Origin of the sequence: Roseomonas alba, assembly GCF_019430885.1 — a bacterium.
Taxonomy (GTDB): Bacteria; Pseudomonadota; Alphaproteobacteria; order Acetobacterales; family Acetobacteraceae; genus Neoroseomonas; species Neoroseomonas alba.
This window is the reverse complement of record NZ_JAHYBZ010000003.1, coordinates 429192-445606: the sequence shown is the minus strand read 5'-3', so window position 1 is coordinate 445606 and position 16415 is coordinate 429192. Positions and strand designations below refer to the sequence as shown.

The window sequence follows — 16415 nt, the reverse complement described above, 5'->3', positions numbered from 1 at the left end:
CCCGCCCAAAATGCTTCATGCCACTGGCATCGCTTTGTCATGCTGCATCGCGATAAGCGCCCCGGCTTGCAAGAGCAGGGGGTGGCGTGGCGGGCATTGCGATCGACGGCGTAGTCCGGCGTTTCGGCCAGGTGACCGCCCTCAAGGGCGTGTCGCTCGACGTGGCCGCGGGCGAATTCGTCGCGCTGGTCGGCCCGTCCGGCTGCGGCAAGACGACGCTGATGCGCATTGTCGCCGGCATCGAGACGCTCGATTCCGGTGCCATCCATATCGGCGGGCGCGAGGTGACGCGCCGGCGCCCGGCCGAACGCGATGTCGCCATGGTGTTCCAGTCCTATGCGCTCTATCCGCATCTGACGGCGCGGCAGAACATCGCCGTGCCGCTGGCGATGCGGCGCTTGTCGGGCTGGCAGCGCATGCCGCTGCTCGGGCGCTTCCTGCCCGGCACGCGCCAGCGCCAGCGCGCCATTGCCGAGGATGTGGAACGCGCCGGGACTGCGCTCGGCCTGGGGGCGCTGCTCGATCGCCGGCCGGGGCAGCTTTCGGGCGGACAGCGACAGCGCGTGGCGCTGGCCCGCGCCATCGTCCGCCAGCCGGCCGCATTCCTGATGGATGAGCCGCTGTCGAATCTCGACGCCGCGCTGCGCGTCCACACGCGGCGCGAGATCGTCGACATCCACCGCAGAGCCGGCGCTGCGACGCTCTACGTCACGCATGACCAGGCCGAGGCCCTCACCATGGCCAACCGCGTCGCCGTCATGCAGGCCGGTGAGATCCTGCAGGTCGCCTCGCCGGAAGCGATCTACGCCGACCCGCAGGATCTGCGCGTCGCGACCTTCATCGGCAGCCCGCGCATCAACACCCTGCCGGCGGAAGCCGATGCGGCGGGCATCGTGCAGGTCGCCGGCCAGCAGCAGCGGCTGCGCGCGCGCCCCGGCCCGCTGACCCTCGCGCTGCGTCCCGAGGATCTGTCGCTGGCCTCCGGCGGATTGCCGGCGGTTGCCGAGGCTGTCGAATTCCTCGGCGAAAGCGTGCTGCTGCACGCCCGCCACGAGGCGAGCGCCGAACCGCTGGTGCTGCGCCTGCCCCCGGAGGCCGCCCGCCCGCGCCCGGGCGAGGCGGTGCATCTCGCCTACCACCCGGCCCGCGCGCTGCTGTTCGGCGCGGATGGCCGGCGCCTGGCGGCGACGCCGATGGAGGCCCTCGCCCTTGTCTGACGCCGCCCTCCCGCGCGCCGCGACATCCCGCGCGCCGGTCGGGGAGGCGCTGGCGGGGCTCATGCTCACCCTGCCGGCGGGCATTGCCTATCTCGTGCTGCTGCTGCTGCCGACCCTCGCTGCGGTCACGCTGGCCTTCACCGACTACGAGCTCGGCATGCCGGCGCTCAACTGGATTGGCCTCGACAATTTCCGGGAGATGCTAAGCGACCGCGGCTTCGCCATCGCGTTGCGCAACACCGTCATCTATGTCGGCACGGTCACGCCGCTGTCGATCGGTCTCGGCCTCGGCGCGGCACTGCTGATCGAGGCCGGCACGCGCGGCCGCGCCTTCTTCCGCGCCGTCTTCTTCCTGCCGGTCGTGTCGCTGACCGTCGCCATGGCGGCGGCCTGGCAATACCTGCTGCATCCCACCATCGGACCGCTCAACGCGCTGCTGCGGCAGGTGGGCGTGACCGATCCGCCCTTCTGGCTGTCCTCCTCCGACACAGTGCTGCTCTCGCTCGCCGCGATCGGGGTGTGGGAGAGCCTGGGCTACAACATGGTGCTGTTTCTCGCGGGCCTCAGCGCCATCCCGCGCGAACTCTACGCGGCTGCCGAGGTGGATGGCGCGCGCAGCGCCTTCGATCGCTTCCGCCTGGTGACCTGGCCGCTGCTGGGGCCGACGACGCTGTTCGTCGTGACCATCACGCTGATCCGCAGCGTGCGCGTCTTCGACACCGTCGCCGTGCTGACCCAGGGCGGGCCGAACAAGGCCTCCGAGGTGCTGCTCTACACCATGTACCGCGAGGGCTTCACCTATCTGCGGCTCGGCTATTCGGCCGCGATCACGCTGGTCTTCCTCGCCATCGTGCTCGCTTTGGTCTGGCTGCAGACCAAGGCGATGGACCGGAAGATCCATTATGGCTGAGCGCCGCATCGCCTTCGAGGCGGCGCGCCTCGGCCTGCTCGGCTTCTTCGGGCTGGTCGTCCTTGCGCCGTATATCTGGATGGTCGCGGCGAGCATGAAGCCGCTCGACGAACTGTTCCGGGCAAGCCTGTCCCTCTGGCCCGAGCGCTTCCACGCCATCGAGAATTACGGTCGCGTCTTCGCCGAGGTGCCCGTCTTCCACTATCTGTGGAACGGCCTCGTCGTCTGCGGCGGCATCCTGGTCTTCCAGCTCATGTTCGCGGTGCCGGCGGGCTATGCGCTTGCGAAGCTGCGCTTCCCGGGACGGGAATGGGTGTTCGGTGCGGTGATGCTGGGGCTGCTGGTGCCGCCGCACGTCCCGGCCCTGCCGCTCTACATCGCCTTCAGCAAGGCGGGAATCCTCAACACTTATGCGGCGCTGATCCTGCCCGCGACCATCTCGGTCTTCGCCATCTTCCTATTCCGCCAGTTCTTCCGAGCCCTGCCGGATGAACTGGTCCACGCCGCGCGGCTGGATGGCATGTCCGAGGCCGGGATCGTCTGGCGCGTCGTCCTGCCCAATGCCTGGCCGGCGGCGACCGCCTTCGCGATCTTCTCGGTGGTCGCGCATTGGAACGACCTGTTCTGGCCGCTGATCGTCATCGAAGGCCCGGCGCGCGCCACCCCCGCGCTCGGCGTCCTCTACTTCCGCTCCGACGAGGCCGGCGACGATTTCGCCGTGCTCATGGCGGCGGCCGTCATCATGACGCTGCCGCTGGTGCTCGCCTTCCTCTTCGCCCAGCGACGCTTCGTCGAGGGCATCGCCACGACGGGATTGAAGTGATGACCACTCTGCGCCGCCGCACCCTGGCGGGCCTCGCCGCCGCAGCGCTCGCGATACCGCGCATGGCCCGGGCCGAGACGGTGGAGATCACCGTCCACTACGCCCAGCCGCACATCTACAAGGATGCGAAAGAGGCGATCGCCGCTGCCTTCGCGCGGGTCGAGCCCGGCATCCGCATCTCCTGGCTCACCAGCCCCGACTACAATGACGGGCTGCAGCTGGTGCTGCGCCAGGCGGCGGCGGGCACGGGCGTCGATCTCTCCTTCCAGGCGCTGAACCGGCTGCGGGTGCTGACCGAACGCGGGCTGGCGCAGGATCTCGCCCCGCTGCTGGCGCGGGAGGGCGATCCGGCGGCGCTCGGCTATACGCCGAACATCCTCGATCTGGGGCGCATCGGCACGACCCAGGCGGGGCTGGCCTTCTCGGCGTCGAATTCCATCGCCTATCTCAACGGCGCGCTGCTCGACCGCGCCGGCGTGTCGCGCGACGCGTTGCCGACGAGCTGGGATGGCGTGCTCGACATCGCCGCCCGCCTGTCGCGCCTGCCCGACGCGCCCGATCCGCTCTTCTTCGACTGGGCCATCACTGAATGGCACTGGTCGGCGCTGCTCCTCGGCCAGGGCGGTCGCTGGATGAACCCGCAGGAGACGCGCTTCCTCCTCGACAGCCCCGAAGGCAACGCCGCGATGGCGCTGTTCGAGCGCATCGTGCGCGACGGGCGCATGCCGAACCTCACCTCCGCCGCCGCGCAGCAGGCCTTCGGCGCCGGGAAGCTCGGTATGCGCTTCGCCAGCACCGCGAACCTGCGCAACATGATCCGGACCACGGCGCAGAACTTCCCGCTCATCACCATGCCCATGCCGGTGATCGACCCGCAGAAGGGCTGCCTGCCGGTGGGCGGGTCCGCCGGCGTGCTGATGGCGCGCGACGCGGCGAAGCGCGAAGCCGCCTGGAAGTTCCTCCGCTTCGCCACCGGCCCCGAGGGCACCGCGCTGATGGCGCGCAACACCGGCTATGTCCCGGTGAACCAGATCGCCATCGACGACCCGCAATACCTCGGCGAATTCTACCGCGAGAATCCGCTCTACCTGGCCGCCACGCGGCAATTGCCCATCACCATCGAATGGTACGCCTTCCCGGGCAGCAACGGGGTGCGGATCAGCCAGGCCATCGTCGACAACCTCGCGCGCATCGTCGAGGGCCGCGCCCCCGCCGCGCAGGTCGTCCAGGACACCCAGCGCGAGGTGACGCGGCTGCTGCCGCGCGCTTCCTGACCCCCAAGGGAGACCCCACCATGATCCGCACCACCCGCCGCGCCGCGCTCGCCTTCGGCGCTTCCGCGCTTGCCCTGCCGCGCCTCGCCCTGGCGCAGCAGGCCGAGATTACCGTCCACTACGCCCAGCCGCAGGTGTACAAGGACAGCTACGACGCCATCGCTGCCGCCTTCGCGCAGCGCGAGCCGGGCATCAGGGTGAACTTCATCACCTCCCCGAACTATGAGGAAGGCACGCAGCTCGTCCTGCGCCAGGCCGCGACCGGCCAGCTTCCGGACCTCTCCTACCAGGGCTTCAACCGTCTGCGCGTCTTCGCCGAACGTGGCATCGCCCAGGACCTCACCCCCATGCTGGCGCGGGATGGCGACCCGGCGGCCCGCGGCTATACGCCGAACCTGCTGGCGCTCGCGCATTTCGGCGGCTTCCAGTCGGGCATCGCCTATGCGGCGTCCAATCCGATCTCCTACTACAATGTCGAGCTGCTGCGCCGCGTCGGCGCACCGTCCGACCCGGCCGCCTTCCCCAAGACCTGGGACGAGGTGATCGCGCTGTCCGCCCGCATCCGTGCGCTCGGCGACGGCGTCGAGGGCATGTGGTTCCAGTGGCCGGGCGATGACTGGATGTTCTCTGCCCTGCTGTTCAGTGCCGGCGGCCGCATGCTGACCGAGGATGAGCGCGATGTCGGTTTCGCCGGGCCGGAGGGCCTCGCCGCGCTGCGCCTGCTCCAGCGCATGGTGCGTGAGGGCGGCATGCCCAACCTCAATGCCACCAGCGCGCTGCAGGCCTTCGCCGCCGGCAAGCTCGGCATGCGCTTCGGGTCCACCGCCTTCCTGCGCAACATGATCACCAGCGTCGGCCGCAACTTCGAGATGCAGACCACCCTTCTGCCGGTGATCGACCCGGTGAATGGCAAGCTGCCGACCGGCGGTGCCGCCGGCATGCTGACGGCGCGCGATGCGGCCAAGCGCGAGGCGGCGTTCAAGTTCCTGCTGTTCTCGACCAGCCCCGAGGGCACCAGCATGATGGCGAAGAACACCGGCTATGTCCCGGTGAACCAGATCGCCATCGACGACCCGCAATACCTCGGCGAGTTCTATCGCGAGAACCCGCTGTTCCGCGCCGCGACGCTGCAGGTGGACCGCATGATCCCGTGGTATGCCTTCCCGGGCACCAACAGCGTGCGGGTGACGCAGGTGATGGTGGACAACATGGCCCGCGTCGTCGAAGGCCGCGCGGCGCCGGAACAGGTGCTGCCCGAGATGGCCGCCGAGGTCCGGCGCCTGCTGCCGCGCCGGAGCTGACCATGCCGGTCATCCTGCAACTCTCGGATGCCCATCTCTCGCCGCGGAACGACCTGTTCCGCGGCAATCTGGAGCTGATCCGGCGCATCGCCGAGGAGGTCCGGCCGGACCTCGTCGTCGCCTCGGGCGACCTGTCGCTCGACGGCGCCGACCGCGACGAGGACCTCGCCTTCACCACCGAGATGCATCGCGCCTTCCCCGGCCGGTTCCTCGCCCTGCCCGGCAATCACGATGTCGGCAGCCATGCGCGCACCATGCCGCATCAGCCGATCGACACGGCGCGGCTGACGCGCTTCCAGACCCATCTCGGCGCCGGGCGCGGCGTGGTGGATCTCGATGGCTGGCGCATCATCGGCCTCAATTCCGAGATCATGGGCACGGGGCATGAGGAGGAGGCCGCGCAGGCCACCTTCATCGCGGACTCCGTCGCCGATCTCGGTGAGCGCCGCATCGCGCTGTTCCTGCACAAGCCCGTCTTCGTGACGGAACCTGAGGACCCGACCTTCGACTACTGGTCGGTGCCGCCGCATGCGCGCGGGACGCTGGCGCCGGTACTCGACCATCCGGCGCTGCGGCTGGTGGCCTCGGGGCATCTGCACCTGCATCATCGCTTCACGCGCGGCTCAGTGTCCTTCACCTGGGCGCCGCCGCTGTCCTTCATCGTCAACCCGGCCGACCAGGAAGGCCTGCCGGGCGAGCGCGTCTGCGGCGCGCTGCTGCATCGGCTCGATGCGGATGGCGTGGAGACGACGCTGCTCTCGCCCGAAGGCATCGCGACGCCGGTGCTGGACGAGATCCGCCACCTGACCTACCCGCGCCAGGCGGCCTGAAACGGGTCAGGCCGGATCGACCCCGATCCGGCCGAGCCTCTGGAAACGTCGTCGGCCACCGGGACATGAGCCCGGGGACTGGGCCCGCATGACCCGGTCATCCTCGAAGGTGGCGTCACCGCTGCCCCGGCGTGGAGCATGGGGGTTGGACGCCCCCGACACGATCATGGCGGCGCCCCGCATGCCAGCCGGCATGGTCGATCACCGTCGCGGCGTACCTGCCCCGCCTAGGCGATCCGTCAGCCGTCCGGGTCGGTGTCGGGCACCCCGCCGCCACGCAGCAGGCTGCCCGCATACCAGAGCAGCGTGGCCGCCGGCGGCAGCAGCGCCCCCCGCGAGGCCTGGAGCGCCGCCAGCAAGCCGAAAGCCGCGGCGCCGACGGGCGCAAGGCTCTTCGCCGCGGCACTCACGGCCGGATGCGACGCCGGCGGCGCGGCGCGAAACAGCTTGTCCCGTACCGCCGCGGCCAGTACGGCCTCCGGCGCGCCACGGAACCGCACCAGCAGCCCCGCGGTCAGCGGATTGCCGGCCGTGCCCGTCACCCCTGGCAGCATCAGCGTCTGCTGCGCGAGCCGCGAGAAGAAGGCGGCGTCGTCCTTGTGCGCGGGCAGGCGGAGCCGCATGCGGCCCGCGACCGCGGAGACGACGACGGCACGCGGCAGCTCAGGCATCGGCGGGGACGGGGCTGCGCTTGCGGCGCGGTGCCCGCTTGGGCTTCGCCGGAACCGGGGCGGGCGGCGGAGGCTCGGCCAGTTCGGCCTGCGCCTCGGCATAGAGGTCCTCGACCGTTTCGACCGCCTCGGCCGCGGCGGTGCGCATCGCGGCACCGGCCGTGATGGCGAGCTTCAGCCCCGCGCGCAGCACCGGACGCAGGTTGCGCGTCGCCTCCGGCGCCAGGGCGGGCGCGACGAGCGCCGCACCCGCGCCGGCGGCCGCGCCGGCGAGGAAGAGGAACAATGGCGGCATGGCGCGCGGTCCTTGTCACCGAGTTGGGCGCGTTGCCCGTTGTGTGCGGCTGAAGGTAGCCTCCCGGCACCATGCCGCGAAAGGGCCGGGACATATGACGAAAGGCACGAAGGGCGAGCCGGAGACGGCCAAGGTGGCCGCGACGGTGATGCTCTCGCTCGGCCGCACCAAGGCGACGCATGAGTTCGAGGAGGTCTCGGTATCCACCGACGATCCCGCGCATGTCACGGTCCTGCTGTCCTCGGCCGATGGCCGGAAGATCGCCGTCATGTTGCCGCGCGCCGAGGTGAAGCGCCTGTTGAACTGGCGGATGATCATGTCCCTGTAGCGATGTGACCGTCATGTGATGTTTCGGTCTCGGCGCGGCGCCGCGCCCCCTTTCGCCGCATCGCACGCAGTGCGACGCTGCCGTGCCGACAAATACGGCACGGCGCGCGATGCGCCGCAGGGAGGATCCGCCGCGCCCGTGACAGTCTCCGCCTCCCGCCAGGCCTGGCTGATCGTCGCCGGCGGCTTCGTCGCCTTCACCGTCAGCGCCAGCCTGATGCACGCCTACACCGTGTTCCTGCTGGCCTTCATCGCCGATTTCGCCTGGTCCCGGGCAGAGGCGAGCCTCGCCTATTCGGTCGGGCAGGTGGTGGGCGGCGTCGCCTCTCCACTGGTGGGCACGCTGGTGGACCGGCTGGGGGCGATGCGCATGGTCCTGCTGGGCGGCTGCCTGCTGACGCTCGGCCTGGTCGGCAGCGCCATGGCGACCGCGCTGTGGCAGGTGGTGCTGCTCTACGGCGTGGTGATGACCTTCGGGGCGGGCTGCATCGGCATGGTCGTCTTCGTGCCGCTGGTCTCGCGCCTGTTCGTCGCGCAGCGGGGGCTGGCGATCTCGATCCTGCAATCGGCGAACGGGTTCGGGCGGGCGCTCTCGGCGCCGCTGGCGCAGGTCCTGGTGGATGCGCAGGGCTGGCGTGGCGCCTATTGGACGCAGGCAGGCGTGATGGGGCTGCTGGTGGTGCCGCTCGCCCTGATGTTCCGCCGCGCCGAGGCCGCACCCCCGGCCCAGTCCAGCACCGGCGTCGCGGCCACGAGCGCCCCGGCGCGCGGCTGGACGCTCGCCTCGGCGATGCGCACGCCGCATTTCTGGCTGCTCTTCCTCGTCTACATGCTGACCAGCCTGGGGTCCTTCCTGGTCTCCCTGCACCAGATCGCCTTTGCGGCGGGGTTGGGATTCGATCCGCTCTACGCCGCCTTCGTGCTCGGCACGGGCGCGCTGCTGGCGCTGCCGGGGGTGATCGTCACCGGCAGCCTCTCCGACGTGATCGGGCGGGAGAAGGCGGCGATCATCACCTATGTCATCTCGATGATCGGGTCTGGCGCGGCGCTGCTGATCCATGGCGCCGACCAGCATGTGATGCTGTGGATCCACGCCTGCTTCTTTGGGATCACCTGGGGCGCGCGCGGCCCGGCCATCACGGCCAAGACCGCGGACCTGTTCGGTGGGCCGAGGCTCGGGACGATCCTCGGCGTCATCACGGTGGGGTCGGGGCTGGGCGCAGGGATCGGCGCCTGGGCGGCGGGGCTGCTGTTCGACCTGACGGGCAGCTACCGGCTCGCCTTCTGGCTGTCGATGACGTCCTACGGCCTGGGGGCGGTCGCCTTCTGGGCGCTGCGCAAGCCGGTGCGGTGAGAGGCGGAGGGGCGGCGGCGCCTGGGCCTGATCTGTGGAACCGAGAGGGGCTTTGCCTCTCTCGGACTCTCTCCTGCAAAGGCCGAAAGGCCTGTGCAAACCTCCATTTGGCACCGCGCGCCGCTGGCAGGATCAACACCAGGACCCGCATTGGCGCACGCAAGGCGCTTCGAGGGCACGGTGTCGGCGTTCTGCCAAGCGCCAGGTGCCTGCGGTCCGGGTGCTCGAAGCACGAGGAGCAACCATTGACGCTGCAAGGCAACGCCAATGGGACCCCGATGGCGAGGTGGTTTGGAGGCGCGGAGCCCCTCCAATCTCCCGACCTCACCTGCCATCACTGACGGCCGCTGGTATCAGAACAGCGCGCGCACCAGCCCCGACCGGAGCGTGTCCTCTGCGTTGTGCAGGTCCTCGGGCGTCGAGAGGTGGAACCAGAGCCCGTCATGCACCAGGCCGAACAGCCGTCCGGTCTCGATGGCACGGTCGTAGAGCAGGTTCAGGCTGAAGGGGCCTTCGGGCGCGCCGTCGAACAGGGCGGGGCTGAGGATCTGCACCCCGGCGTAGAGATATGGGGCGATCTCGCGCTCCTTCGGCCGGCGCATGCGTCCCACCGGGTCCAGCAGGAAGTCACCCTTGCCCACGATGCCTTCCACCTGCGTGGTGCGCACCATCAGCAGCAGCGCGTCCATCTCCGCCGGGTCGAAGGTGGCGGCGAGGCGCGTCAGCGCCGCGGTGGGCCCATCCAGCCAGAAGGCATCGCCATTCACGACGACGAAGGGGGCTGGTCCGAGATTCGGCAGCGCCAGCGTCACGCTGCCGCCGGTTTCGAGCAGCGTATCCTCGTGCTGCACGGTGATTCGCGGCGAGGTACGGCGGGACATGGCCGCTTCGACCTGCGCGCCGAGCCAATGCGCGTTCACCACAGCATCGGTCACGCCGGCCGCAGCCAGCCGGTCGAGCGCGTGGTCGAGCAGCGAGCGGCCATCCAGTTCGAGCAGCGGCTTGGGCCGTTGCTCGGTGAGCGGCCGCATGCGGGTGCCGAGGCCGGCGGCCAGCACCATGGCGTGGGTCAGGGCGATCATGCGGGCTCCGTCACGGCCACGGGGTTGCAGCGCAGCCGGGGCGGCACGCGTGCATCGAGGAAGTCGCGCAGGGGGCGCGTCGCGGGGTGTTCCAGGGCGGCCGCGAGCAAGCGCCAGCAGCGCGGGCCGTGCACCAGATAGCGCGGCTTGCCGTCGCGCAGCGCGAGCCGCACCCAGAGTGCCGCGACGCGCAAATGCCGCTGCGCCGCGCAGACGGCCATGGCGGCGGCGAAGGCGTCGCGGTCCACGTCGCCGCGGGCGTAGAGATAGCGCTCGATGGCCGCCCGCCGCACGGTGGGGGCGACGTCACGGCGCGCATCCTCGACCAGCGAGACCAGGTCGTAGGCCGGGTGGCCGACCGCAGCGTCCTGGAAATCGAGCAACCCAGTGCGGCGCGGGCCGCTGCGGTCGGCAAGCCGCATGAGGTTGGCAGGGAAGAAATCCCGATGCACGAAGCCGCCGGCATCGGCGAAGGGGGCGAGCATGCCGCGGATGGCGGCGTCGCAATGGGCGCGCGTCTCGGCATCGGGTTCCGCGCCCATGGCGGCGGGCCACCACCAGTCGAGGAAGGTCGCCGCCGCGGTTTCCGACATGCGCGTCGGACCCCAGGGCGGCAGGCCGGCGGGCGGTGGGGCGGCGTGCAGGGCGGCCAATGCCTCCGCCGCTTCGAGGTAGAGCGGCAGCGGATCAGCCCCGGCATCGAGCAGCGAGGCATGGGTCGCGTCGCCGAAATCCTCGATGATCAGGAAGCCCCGGGCTTCGTCGGCCGCCATGATCTCCGGCGCGGAGAGGCTCAGCCCCGCGATATGGCGTCCGATGGCGACGAACGGCCGGACATCCTCGGGCGGCGGCGCATCCATCAGCATGGCGGGGCGCGGCCCGCCCCGCAGCCGCGCGTAGTGGCGGAAGGACGCGTCGGACGGCAGCGGTTCGATGCGCGCATCGCCGAAGCCGGCCTCGCGGAGGAAATCGCTCGCGTCCCTCATGCCGCGAGACGGTCCAGGCGATCGTCCCAGCCCGCCAGGTGCACGCGGCGCGCATCCTCCTCGCGGCCGGGTTCGAGGGTGATGCGCAGCGCATCGGCGGGCGCCAGCGCCCCGAGCCGATCAGGCCATTCCACGAGGACGATGCCCTCCCGCGCTTCCTCCCAGCCGAGCTCGTCCAGGCCCGCAGGCCCATCCAGCCGGTAGAGGTCGAAATGATGCGCCGGGCCGGCCGGCAGGTCGTAGGACTGCACCAGGGTGAAGGTCGGGCTCGGCACTTCCAGGCCGGGATCGCCGGCGGCGGCGCGCAGCACGGCGCGGGCCAGTTCCGACTTGCCCGCCCCCAGCGGGCCTTCCAACAGCACCGCATCCCCCGCGCGCAGCAGCCGCGCGAGGCGCGCGGCCAGGGCATGGGTGGCGGGGAGATCCTGCAAATCCAGCGTCACGGTCCGGGGCATGAAAAAGGGCGCCGCGGGAGGGCGGCTTTGATCCTGGGCGCACTCCGTCTATCACGCGGGCCTTGAGTCGGGGGAGTGGCCATGGCCGCCGTCATCGAAACGGATGTCGCAATCATCGGCGCGGGGCCTGTCGGGCTTTTCGCTGTCTTCGAATGTGGCATGCTGCGCATGAAATCGGTGGTGATCGATGCGTTGGACGCGGTGGGCGGGCAATGCACCGCGCTCTACCCGGAAAAGCCGATCTACGACATCCCGGCCCACCCGGCGATCGCGGCCGCCGACCTGATCGGGCGGCTGGAAGCGCAGATCGAACCCTTCGGGCCGACCTTCCTGCTCGGCCGCAAGGTGGAACGGCTGGTGCGGGAGGACGGGGTGATCACCCTCGGCACCTCCGCCGGGGACACCGTGCGCTGCAAGGCGGTGATCATTGCGGCCGGCGCCGGCGCCTTCGGGCCGAACCGGCCGCCACTGGACGGGTTGCCGGGCTACGAGGCGAGCGGCGCCGTGCGCTACCTCGTGGCACGGCGGGAGGAATTCCGCGGCAAGCGCGTGGTGATCGCGGGCGGCGGCGACTCCGCGGTGGACTGGGCGCTGTCGCTGAAGGACGTGGCCGCGAAGGTCACGGTGGTGCACCGCCGCCCGAAATTCCGCGCCGCCCCTGAGACCGCTGCGCAGCTCGACGCCGCCGCCGCGCGGGGCGAGGTGGAGATGGCCATCCCCTACCAGCTCCATGGGCTGAAAGGCGACGGGGCTCGGCTGGAGGCGGTGACGCTGGCGACGCTGAAGGGCGAGGAGCGCGACATTCCCGCCGATCATCTGCTCGCCTTCTTCGGTCTGTCGATGGAACTCGGCCCGATCGCGGAATGGGGGCTGGGGCTGGACCGCAACCACATCACGGTGGACCCCGCGACCTGCGCGACCAACGTCGATGGCGTCTTCGCCATCGGCGACATCGCGACCTATCCGGGCAAGCTGAAGCTGATCCTGCAGGGGTTCAGCGAGGCCGCGATGGCCGCCCACGCCATCCATCCGCGGGTCTTCCCCGGTGAGGCGCTGCATTTCGAGTATTCGACCTCGAAGGGCGTTCCGGCGGCGTAGGTCGGCCGCACGGGGCCGGAGGCGGCCGACGCTGTTGGAGTTGGAGGGGCGCCGCCCCTCTCGGTTCCACCGTGGAAGCATCGGAGAGACCATTGGCGAGGAGCGGTTCGGCGGGGCGCCGATCGCTTCCCGTTCCGCCGTCGGCGCTATGGCAACACGATCCGCATCGGCCGCGGCGCCGGGGCGATCGCGCTGGGCAGGAAGCCGGCCGCGTCGCCATCCGCCTGCGCGGGAATCGCCTCCCCGCGCAATTGCACGCTCCCGCCGCGCAGGATCTCCACCCCGCGCATGCGCGGCAGCAATCCCAGCGGCAACGCGGCACCATAGCGCATCGCCGCCAGCATGCCGGCCTCGCGGAACAGCGCGACGTGGAAGCCCTCGGCCCGCGGATCGGCCCCGGGTGCCAACAGGAAGCGCCCGGCATAGAGCCGGCCCTTGGTCACGATCACGCTCGCCACATCCTCTACCCGCCCGTCGATCGACACGCGGATGGGGGCGAAGCGGTAGCGCGGCATCTCCCGCATGGTCTGGAGCACATAGGCGCCCTTGCCGATCGCCCGCTTCAGGCCCCCGGGCAGGTGATGCACCACCGCGGCGTCGAAGCCTGCGCCGAGCATCTGCACGAACAGCAATTCCTGCCCATCCGGATACTGCGCGATCCCCGGATGCAGCAGGGCGGTGCGCCCCATCGCCAGCACTGCGGCCGCCTGCGCCGGCGCACGCGGAATGCCGAGTTCCAGCGCCAGCACATTCGCCGTGCCGAGCGGCAGCACGCCGAGTGCCGTATCCGACCCCGCCAGGCCAGCGGCCACCTCGGCGATGGTGCCGTCCCCGCCCGCCGCGACCACGACGCGCACGCCTTCCTCTGCCGCCTGGCGGGCAAGCTCGGTGGCGTGGCCGCGATGAGAGGTCTCGGCCACCTCCGGCCGCTGGCCGATGCCGCGGATCAGGTCGAGCGCGGCGAAAAGCCGGCGGCGGCGGCGCGCCCCGGCAGCGGGATTGAAGACGATCAGCATGCGCGTCGGCATGGGGCAGGGCTTCTGGCAGCGTGACAGTGACGAGACGGCGTCGTTTCGAAGACTACTGCATGACATGGCGCGACTTCCGCGGTTTCCGTTGCATGCTTCATCCAAGATTCACGCGCGACCCTGGCGCGGCACGGTATCCGCCCGTCCATCTGCAAGCACGTCGCCGGTGGTTTGCACGATCCGATTCGGCGACGATCCGGAGATCGTGACGGATGCATGACGCCAATCCGCGACGCCGCTACCGCAGCATCTTCCTGTCGGACGTCCATATGGGGACCCGCGGCTGCCGCAGCGATTTCCTGAAGGACTTCCTCAAGAAGGTCGAATGCGAGCGCCTCTACCTGGTCGGCGACATCGTCGATGGATGGCGGCTCCGCAAGTCCTGGTACTGGGACGCCGACCATGACGAGGTCATCCGCCTGATCTTGCGCATGGCCCGCCATGGCACCGAGGTGATCTACATCCCCGGCAACCATGACGAGCTGTTCCGCGACTGGCTGGGCCTCGAGATCGCCGGGGTGAAGCTGGTGCGCGAGGCCGAGCACACCACCGCCGACGGCCGCCGCTTCCTCGTCATCCATGGCGACGAGTTCGACGGCGTGATCCGCTACGCCAAGGTCCTCGCCCATCTGGGCGACTGGGCCTATGACTGGGCACTGGTGCTGAACCGCTGGTTCAACGCGGCGCGGCGCCGTTTCGGCTATCCCTACTGGTCGCTGTCCCAGTGGCTGAAGCGCCAGGTCAAGGAAGCGGTGAAGGCCATCGACCGCTTCGAGAGCGCGCTGGCCACCGAGGCAAAGCGTCGCGGCATGGACGGCGTGATCTGCGGCCATATCCACCACGCCGAGATGCGCACCGTGCAGGGCGTGCTCTACATGAACGACGGCGACTGGGTGGAATCCTGCACGGCCCTCGTCGAACACGCCGATGGGCGGTTCGAACTGGTGGACTGGGTGCAGGAGAACCGCCTGTCCTTCGCCCGCGCCCCGCGCCGCGCAGCGGTTCCTGCGGCCTGAGCAGGTGATGGACGGTCTCGGCGCGGCACAGGCCGCGGACAGCCTCGGCGCGCATGCCGCGCCGCTGCGCATCCTGCTGATCTCCGATGCCTGGTTCCCGCAGGTGAACGGCGTGGTGCGCACGCTGTCCATCGTGGTGGACCATCTGCGCGCCGGCGGCGACACGGTGGAGGTCATCGGCCCCGACCGTTTCACCAACATCCCCATGCCGGGCTATGCCGAGATCCGGCTGGCCATCGCGCCCAGGCGCAAGCTGATGCAGTTGGCCGACGCCTTCCAGCCCGACGCGGTGCACATCGCGACGGAAGGGCCGCTCGGCTGGGCCATGCGCGGCATCTGCCGCAAGCGCGGTTGGCCCTTCACCACCGCCTTTCACACGCGCTTCCCCGAATACCTGCATGCGCGCACGAGCATCCCGCTGTCCTGGTCCTGGGCGATGATGCGGCGCTTCCACGAGGCCGGCGCCGGCACCTTCGCCGCGACGCAATCCCTGCGCGAGGAACTCGGCCGGCGCGGCTTCACCAAGATCCGCGCCTGGACACGCGGCGTAGACCTGCAGCGCTTCCGCCCCGAACCGCGCGAGCCATGGGAGGGCCTGGAGCGCCCGATCTTCCTCTATGCCGGCCGCGTGGCGGTGGAGAAGAACATCGAGGCCTTCCTCTCCCTCGATCTGCCGGGCACCAAGGTGGTGGTCGGCGAAGGCCCGGCGCGGGAAGGCCTGATGCGTCGTTTCCCGAAGGCGCATTTCACCGGCTATCGCGACAATGGCGTGCTGGCGCGGTCCTATGCCGGTGCGGATGTCTTCGTCTTCCCATCCCGCACCGACACCTTCGGACTCGTGCTGCTCGAAGCGCTGGCCTCCGGCACGCCGGTCGCGGCCTTCCCAGTGACGGGGCCACGCGACGTGATCACCGACCCGCGGGTCGGCGCACTGGACGAAGACCTGCGCGCGGCCTGCATGACGGCCCTGGACGGCGACCGCGCCGCCTGCCGCAGCCACGCGGAAGGCTGGTCCTGGGACGCCTGCGCGGCGCAGTTCCGCGCGGCATTGGTGCCGGTGCCCGGGCGGGCGCTGGCGGTCTGATCCGGGTAGAGGCGTTCGCCCCGGGAGTTCAAGGGACTTCCGTTGGGGAATTGGAGGGGCTTCGCCCCTCCAGCCCACCCCACCAAAGGCCGCACGGCCCTTGGAAACCGCCACCCGGCACTGTGCGCCGCTGACAGGGCGATGCAGACCAAAGCTCCCCCTTCGCCCGGCCTGTGGCGCCGTCAGATCGGCAGTGCCGTCGTGCTCTTCACCCGCTCCATCGCAAAGCGCGAGGTGACCTTGCGCAGCGCCGGCACCTGCGCAGTCAGCCGGCGGTAGAAGGAATCGAAGGCCTGCATGTCCGGCACGACAACGCGCAGCAGGTAGTCCACATCGCCGCCGAGCCGCCAGCACTCCACGATCTCCGGCATCTTGCCGACAGTGGTGGCGAAGGATTCGATCCAGGGCGCCGAATGGTCCCCAGTCTCGATCGCCACGAAGACCGAGACGCCGAGCCCGACCTTCTCCGGGTCCAACAGCACCACCCGGCCGGTGATCACGCCCTCCTGCTCCATCTTGCGGATGCGCTTCCAGCAGGGGGTCGGCGTCAGCCCCACCTCCTTCGCGATATCGGCCAGGGACAGCGCGGCGTCCTTCTGGATCAGGCGCAGGATCGCGCGGTCAGTGGCGTCGGGCTCGAAACTGCGGCTCACGGGCAAGTCCT

The 16415-nt window shown here is 70.4% G+C and carries 18 protein-coding genes; 11 read left to right on the top strand and 7 right to left on the bottom strand.

What is annotated here, in order from left to right; all coding sequences use genetic code 11:
* Positions 1-86: 86 nt before the first annotated feature.
* The 6 genes from KPL78_RS30790 to KPL78_RS10750 are packed head-to-tail and all read left to right on the top strand — an operon-like array spanning position 87 to position 6355.
* Positions 87-1217 carry an ABC transporter ATP-binding protein gene (locus KPL78_RS30790; protein ID WP_219762939.1) on the top strand — a complete coding sequence of 377 codons (1131 nt, stop codon included), beginning with the start codon at positions 87-89 and terminating at the stop codon, positions 1215-1217.
* The gene (locus KPL78_RS10770; RefSeq protein WP_255568847.1) at positions 1210-2127 is read left to right on the top strand and encodes a carbohydrate ABC transporter permease; all 918 of its coding nucleotides are present in this window, start codon (positions 1210-1212) and stop codon (positions 2125-2127) included. The genes KPL78_RS30790 and KPL78_RS10770 overlap by 8 nt, the downstream gene beginning before the upstream one ends.
* On the top strand, positions 2120-2950 hold the full coding sequence (locus KPL78_RS10765) for a carbohydrate ABC transporter permease (protein ID WP_219762937.1): 831 nt from the start codon (positions 2120-2122) through the stop codon (positions 2948-2950). Before KPL78_RS10770 ends, KPL78_RS10765 begins: the two co-directional genes overlap by 8 nt.
* Positions 2950-4224 (top strand): extracellular solute-binding protein, encoded by a 1275-nt coding sequence (locus KPL78_RS10760; RefSeq protein ID WP_219762936.1) that lies wholly within the window; start codon positions 2950-2952, stop codon positions 4222-4224. Before KPL78_RS10765 ends, KPL78_RS10760 begins: the two co-directional genes overlap by 1 nt.
* A 20-nt stretch (positions 4225-4244) precedes the next feature.
* Entirely contained in the window at positions 4245-5525 is a 1281-nt protein-coding gene (locus KPL78_RS10755) for an ABC transporter substrate-binding protein (RefSeq protein WP_219762935.1), read from the top strand.
* A 2-nt stretch (positions 5526-5527) separates the two neighbouring features.
* Positions 5528-6355: a metallophosphoesterase family protein gene (locus KPL78_RS10750; RefSeq protein ID WP_219762934.1), complete on the top strand. Its 828-nt coding sequence runs from the start codon at positions 5528-5530 to the stop codon at positions 6353-6355.
* Between the two features lie 239 nt (positions 6356-6594).
* On the opposite strand, the gene KPL78_RS10745 is transcribed toward KPL78_RS10750, so the two are convergent.
* Positions 6595-7026, bottom strand: a complete 432-nt coding sequence (locus tag KPL78_RS10745; RefSeq protein ID WP_219762933.1) for a hypothetical protein — start codon at positions 7024-7026, stop codon at positions 6595-6597.
* On the bottom strand, positions 7019-7321 hold the full coding sequence (locus KPL78_RS10740) for a DUF5132 domain-containing protein (protein WP_219762932.1): 303 nt from the start codon (positions 7319-7321) through the stop codon (positions 7019-7021). Before KPL78_RS10740 ends, KPL78_RS10745 begins: the two co-directional genes overlap by 8 nt.
* Positions 7322-7415: 94 nt before the next feature.
* Here KPL78_RS10740 and KPL78_RS10735 point away from each other — a divergent pair, with 94 nt between their 5' ends.
* Together KPL78_RS10735 and KPL78_RS10730 are read left to right on the top strand one after the other, a co-directional pair.
* Entirely contained in the window at positions 7416-7649 is a 234-nt protein-coding gene (locus KPL78_RS10735; RefSeq protein ID WP_219762931.1) for a hypothetical protein, read from the top strand.
* A 138-nt stretch (positions 7650-7787) separates the two neighbouring features.
* Positions 7788-9002, top strand: coding sequence for an MFS transporter (locus tag KPL78_RS10730; RefSeq protein WP_219762930.1), 1215 nt, complete (start codon positions 7788-7790; stop codon positions 9000-9002).
* A 353-nt stretch (positions 9003-9355) separates the two neighbouring features.
* Here the strand turns inward: KPL78_RS10730 and KPL78_RS10725 are convergent, their stop codons facing one another.
* From KPL78_RS10725 to tsaE, 3 genes are read right to left on the bottom strand one after another with little or no spacing between them, the layout of a single operon-like run.
* Positions 9356-10084: a nucleotidyltransferase family protein gene (locus KPL78_RS10725; RefSeq protein ID WP_219762929.1), complete on the bottom strand. Its 729-nt coding sequence runs from the start codon at positions 10082-10084 to the stop codon at positions 9356-9358.
* The gene (locus tag KPL78_RS10720; RefSeq protein WP_219762928.1) at positions 10081-11070 is read right to left on the bottom strand and encodes an aminoglycoside phosphotransferase family protein; all 990 of its coding nucleotides are present in this window, start codon (positions 11068-11070) and stop codon (positions 10081-10083) included. Before KPL78_RS10720 ends, KPL78_RS10725 begins: the two co-directional genes overlap by 4 nt.
* The gene (tsaE, locus tag KPL78_RS10715) at positions 11067-11525 is read right to left on the bottom strand and encodes a tRNA (adenosine(37)-N6)-threonylcarbamoyltransferase complex ATPase subunit type 1 TsaE (protein WP_219762927.1); all 459 of its coding nucleotides are present in this window, start codon (positions 11523-11525) and stop codon (positions 11067-11069) included. The genes KPL78_RS10720 and tsaE overlap by 4 nt, the downstream gene beginning before the upstream one ends.
* An 81-nt stretch (positions 11526-11606) precedes the next feature.
* Here tsaE and KPL78_RS10710 point away from each other — a divergent pair, with 81 nt between their 5' ends.
* A complete protein-coding gene (locus tag KPL78_RS10710) occupies positions 11607-12623 on the top strand; it encodes an NAD(P)/FAD-dependent oxidoreductase (protein WP_219762926.1) in 1017 nt (338 codons plus the stop codon).
* Between the two features lie 146 nt (positions 12624-12769).
* On the opposite strand, the gene KPL78_RS10705 is transcribed toward KPL78_RS10710, so the two are convergent.
* On the bottom strand, positions 12770-13651 hold the full coding sequence (locus KPL78_RS10705; protein WP_255568845.1) for a diacylglycerol/lipid kinase family protein: 882 nt from the start codon (positions 13649-13651) through the stop codon (positions 12770-12772).
* 212 nt (positions 13652-13863) lie between these two features.
* Between KPL78_RS10705 and KPL78_RS10700 the strand changes: the two genes are divergently transcribed.
* Positions 13864-14667, top strand: coding sequence for a UDP-2,3-diacylglucosamine diphosphatase (locus KPL78_RS10700; protein WP_219762925.1), 804 nt, complete (start codon positions 13864-13866; stop codon positions 14665-14667).
* 7 nt (positions 14668-14674) lie between these two features.
* Positions 14675-15751 carry a glycosyltransferase family 4 protein gene (locus tag KPL78_RS10695; RefSeq protein ID WP_219762924.1) on the top strand — a complete coding sequence of 359 codons (1077 nt, stop codon included), beginning with the start codon at positions 14675-14677 and terminating at the stop codon, positions 15749-15751.
* Positions 15752-15933: 182 nt separating this feature from the next.
* On the opposite strand, the gene KPL78_RS10690 is transcribed toward KPL78_RS10695, so the two are convergent.
* Positions 15934-16404, bottom strand: coding sequence for an Lrp/AsnC family transcriptional regulator (locus KPL78_RS10690; protein ID WP_219762923.1), 471 nt, complete (start codon positions 16402-16404; stop codon positions 15934-15936).
* Between the last annotated feature and the right edge of the window lie 11 nt (positions 16405-16415).

Bases quoted from the DNA above. Each gene is read 5' to 3' on its own strand.
- KPL78_RS10765 (WP_219762937.1), top strand. From the start codon at position 2,120: ATGGCTGAGCGCCGCATCGCCTTCGAGGCGGCGCGCCTCGGCCTGCTC.
- KPL78_RS10760 (WP_219762936.1), top strand. From the start codon at position 2,950: ATGACCACTCTGCGCCGCCGCACCCTGGCGGGCCTCGCCGCCGCAGCG.
- KPL78_RS10755 (WP_219762935.1), top strand. From the start codon at position 4,245: ATGATCCGCACCACCCGCCGCGCCGCGCTCGCCTTCGGCGCTTCCGCG.
- KPL78_RS10750 (WP_219762934.1), top strand. From the start codon at position 5,528: ATGCCGGTCATCCTGCAACTCTCGGATGCCCATCTCTCGCCGCGGAAC.
- KPL78_RS10745 (WP_219762933.1), bottom strand. From the start codon at position 7,026: ATGCCTGAGCTGCCGCGTGCCGTCGTCGTCTCCGCGGTCGCGGGCCGC.
- KPL78_RS10740 (WP_219762932.1), bottom strand. From the start codon at position 7,321: ATGCCGCCATTGTTCCTCTTCCTCGCCGGCGCGGCCGCCGGCGCGGGT.
- KPL78_RS10735 (WP_219762931.1), top strand. From the start codon at position 7,416: ATGACGAAAGGCACGAAGGGCGAGCCGGAGACGGCCAAGGTGGCCGCG.
- KPL78_RS10725 (WP_219762929.1), bottom strand. From the start codon at position 10,084: ATGATCGCCCTGACCCACGCCATGGTGCTGGCCGCCGGCCTCGGCACC.
- KPL78_RS10720 (WP_219762928.1), bottom strand. From the start codon at position 11,070: ATGAGGGACGCGAGCGATTTCCTCCGCGAGGCCGGCTTCGGCGATGCG.
- tsaE (WP_219762927.1), bottom strand. From the start codon at position 11,525: ATGCCCCGGACCGTGACGCTGGATTTGCAGGATCTCCCCGCCACCCAT.
- KPL78_RS10710 (WP_219762926.1), top strand. From the start codon at position 11,607: ATGGCCGCCGTCATCGAAACGGATGTCGCAATCATCGGCGCGGGGCCT.
- KPL78_RS10705 (WP_255568845.1), bottom strand. From the start codon at position 13,651: ATGCCGACGCGCATGCTGATCGTCTTCAATCCCGCTGCCGGGGCGCGC.
- KPL78_RS10700 (WP_219762925.1), top strand. From the start codon at position 13,864: ATGCATGACGCCAATCCGCGACGCCGCTACCGCAGCATCTTCCTGTCG.
- KPL78_RS10695 (WP_219762924.1), top strand. From the start codon at position 14,675: ATGGACGGTCTCGGCGCGGCACAGGCCGCGGACAGCCTCGGCGCGCAT.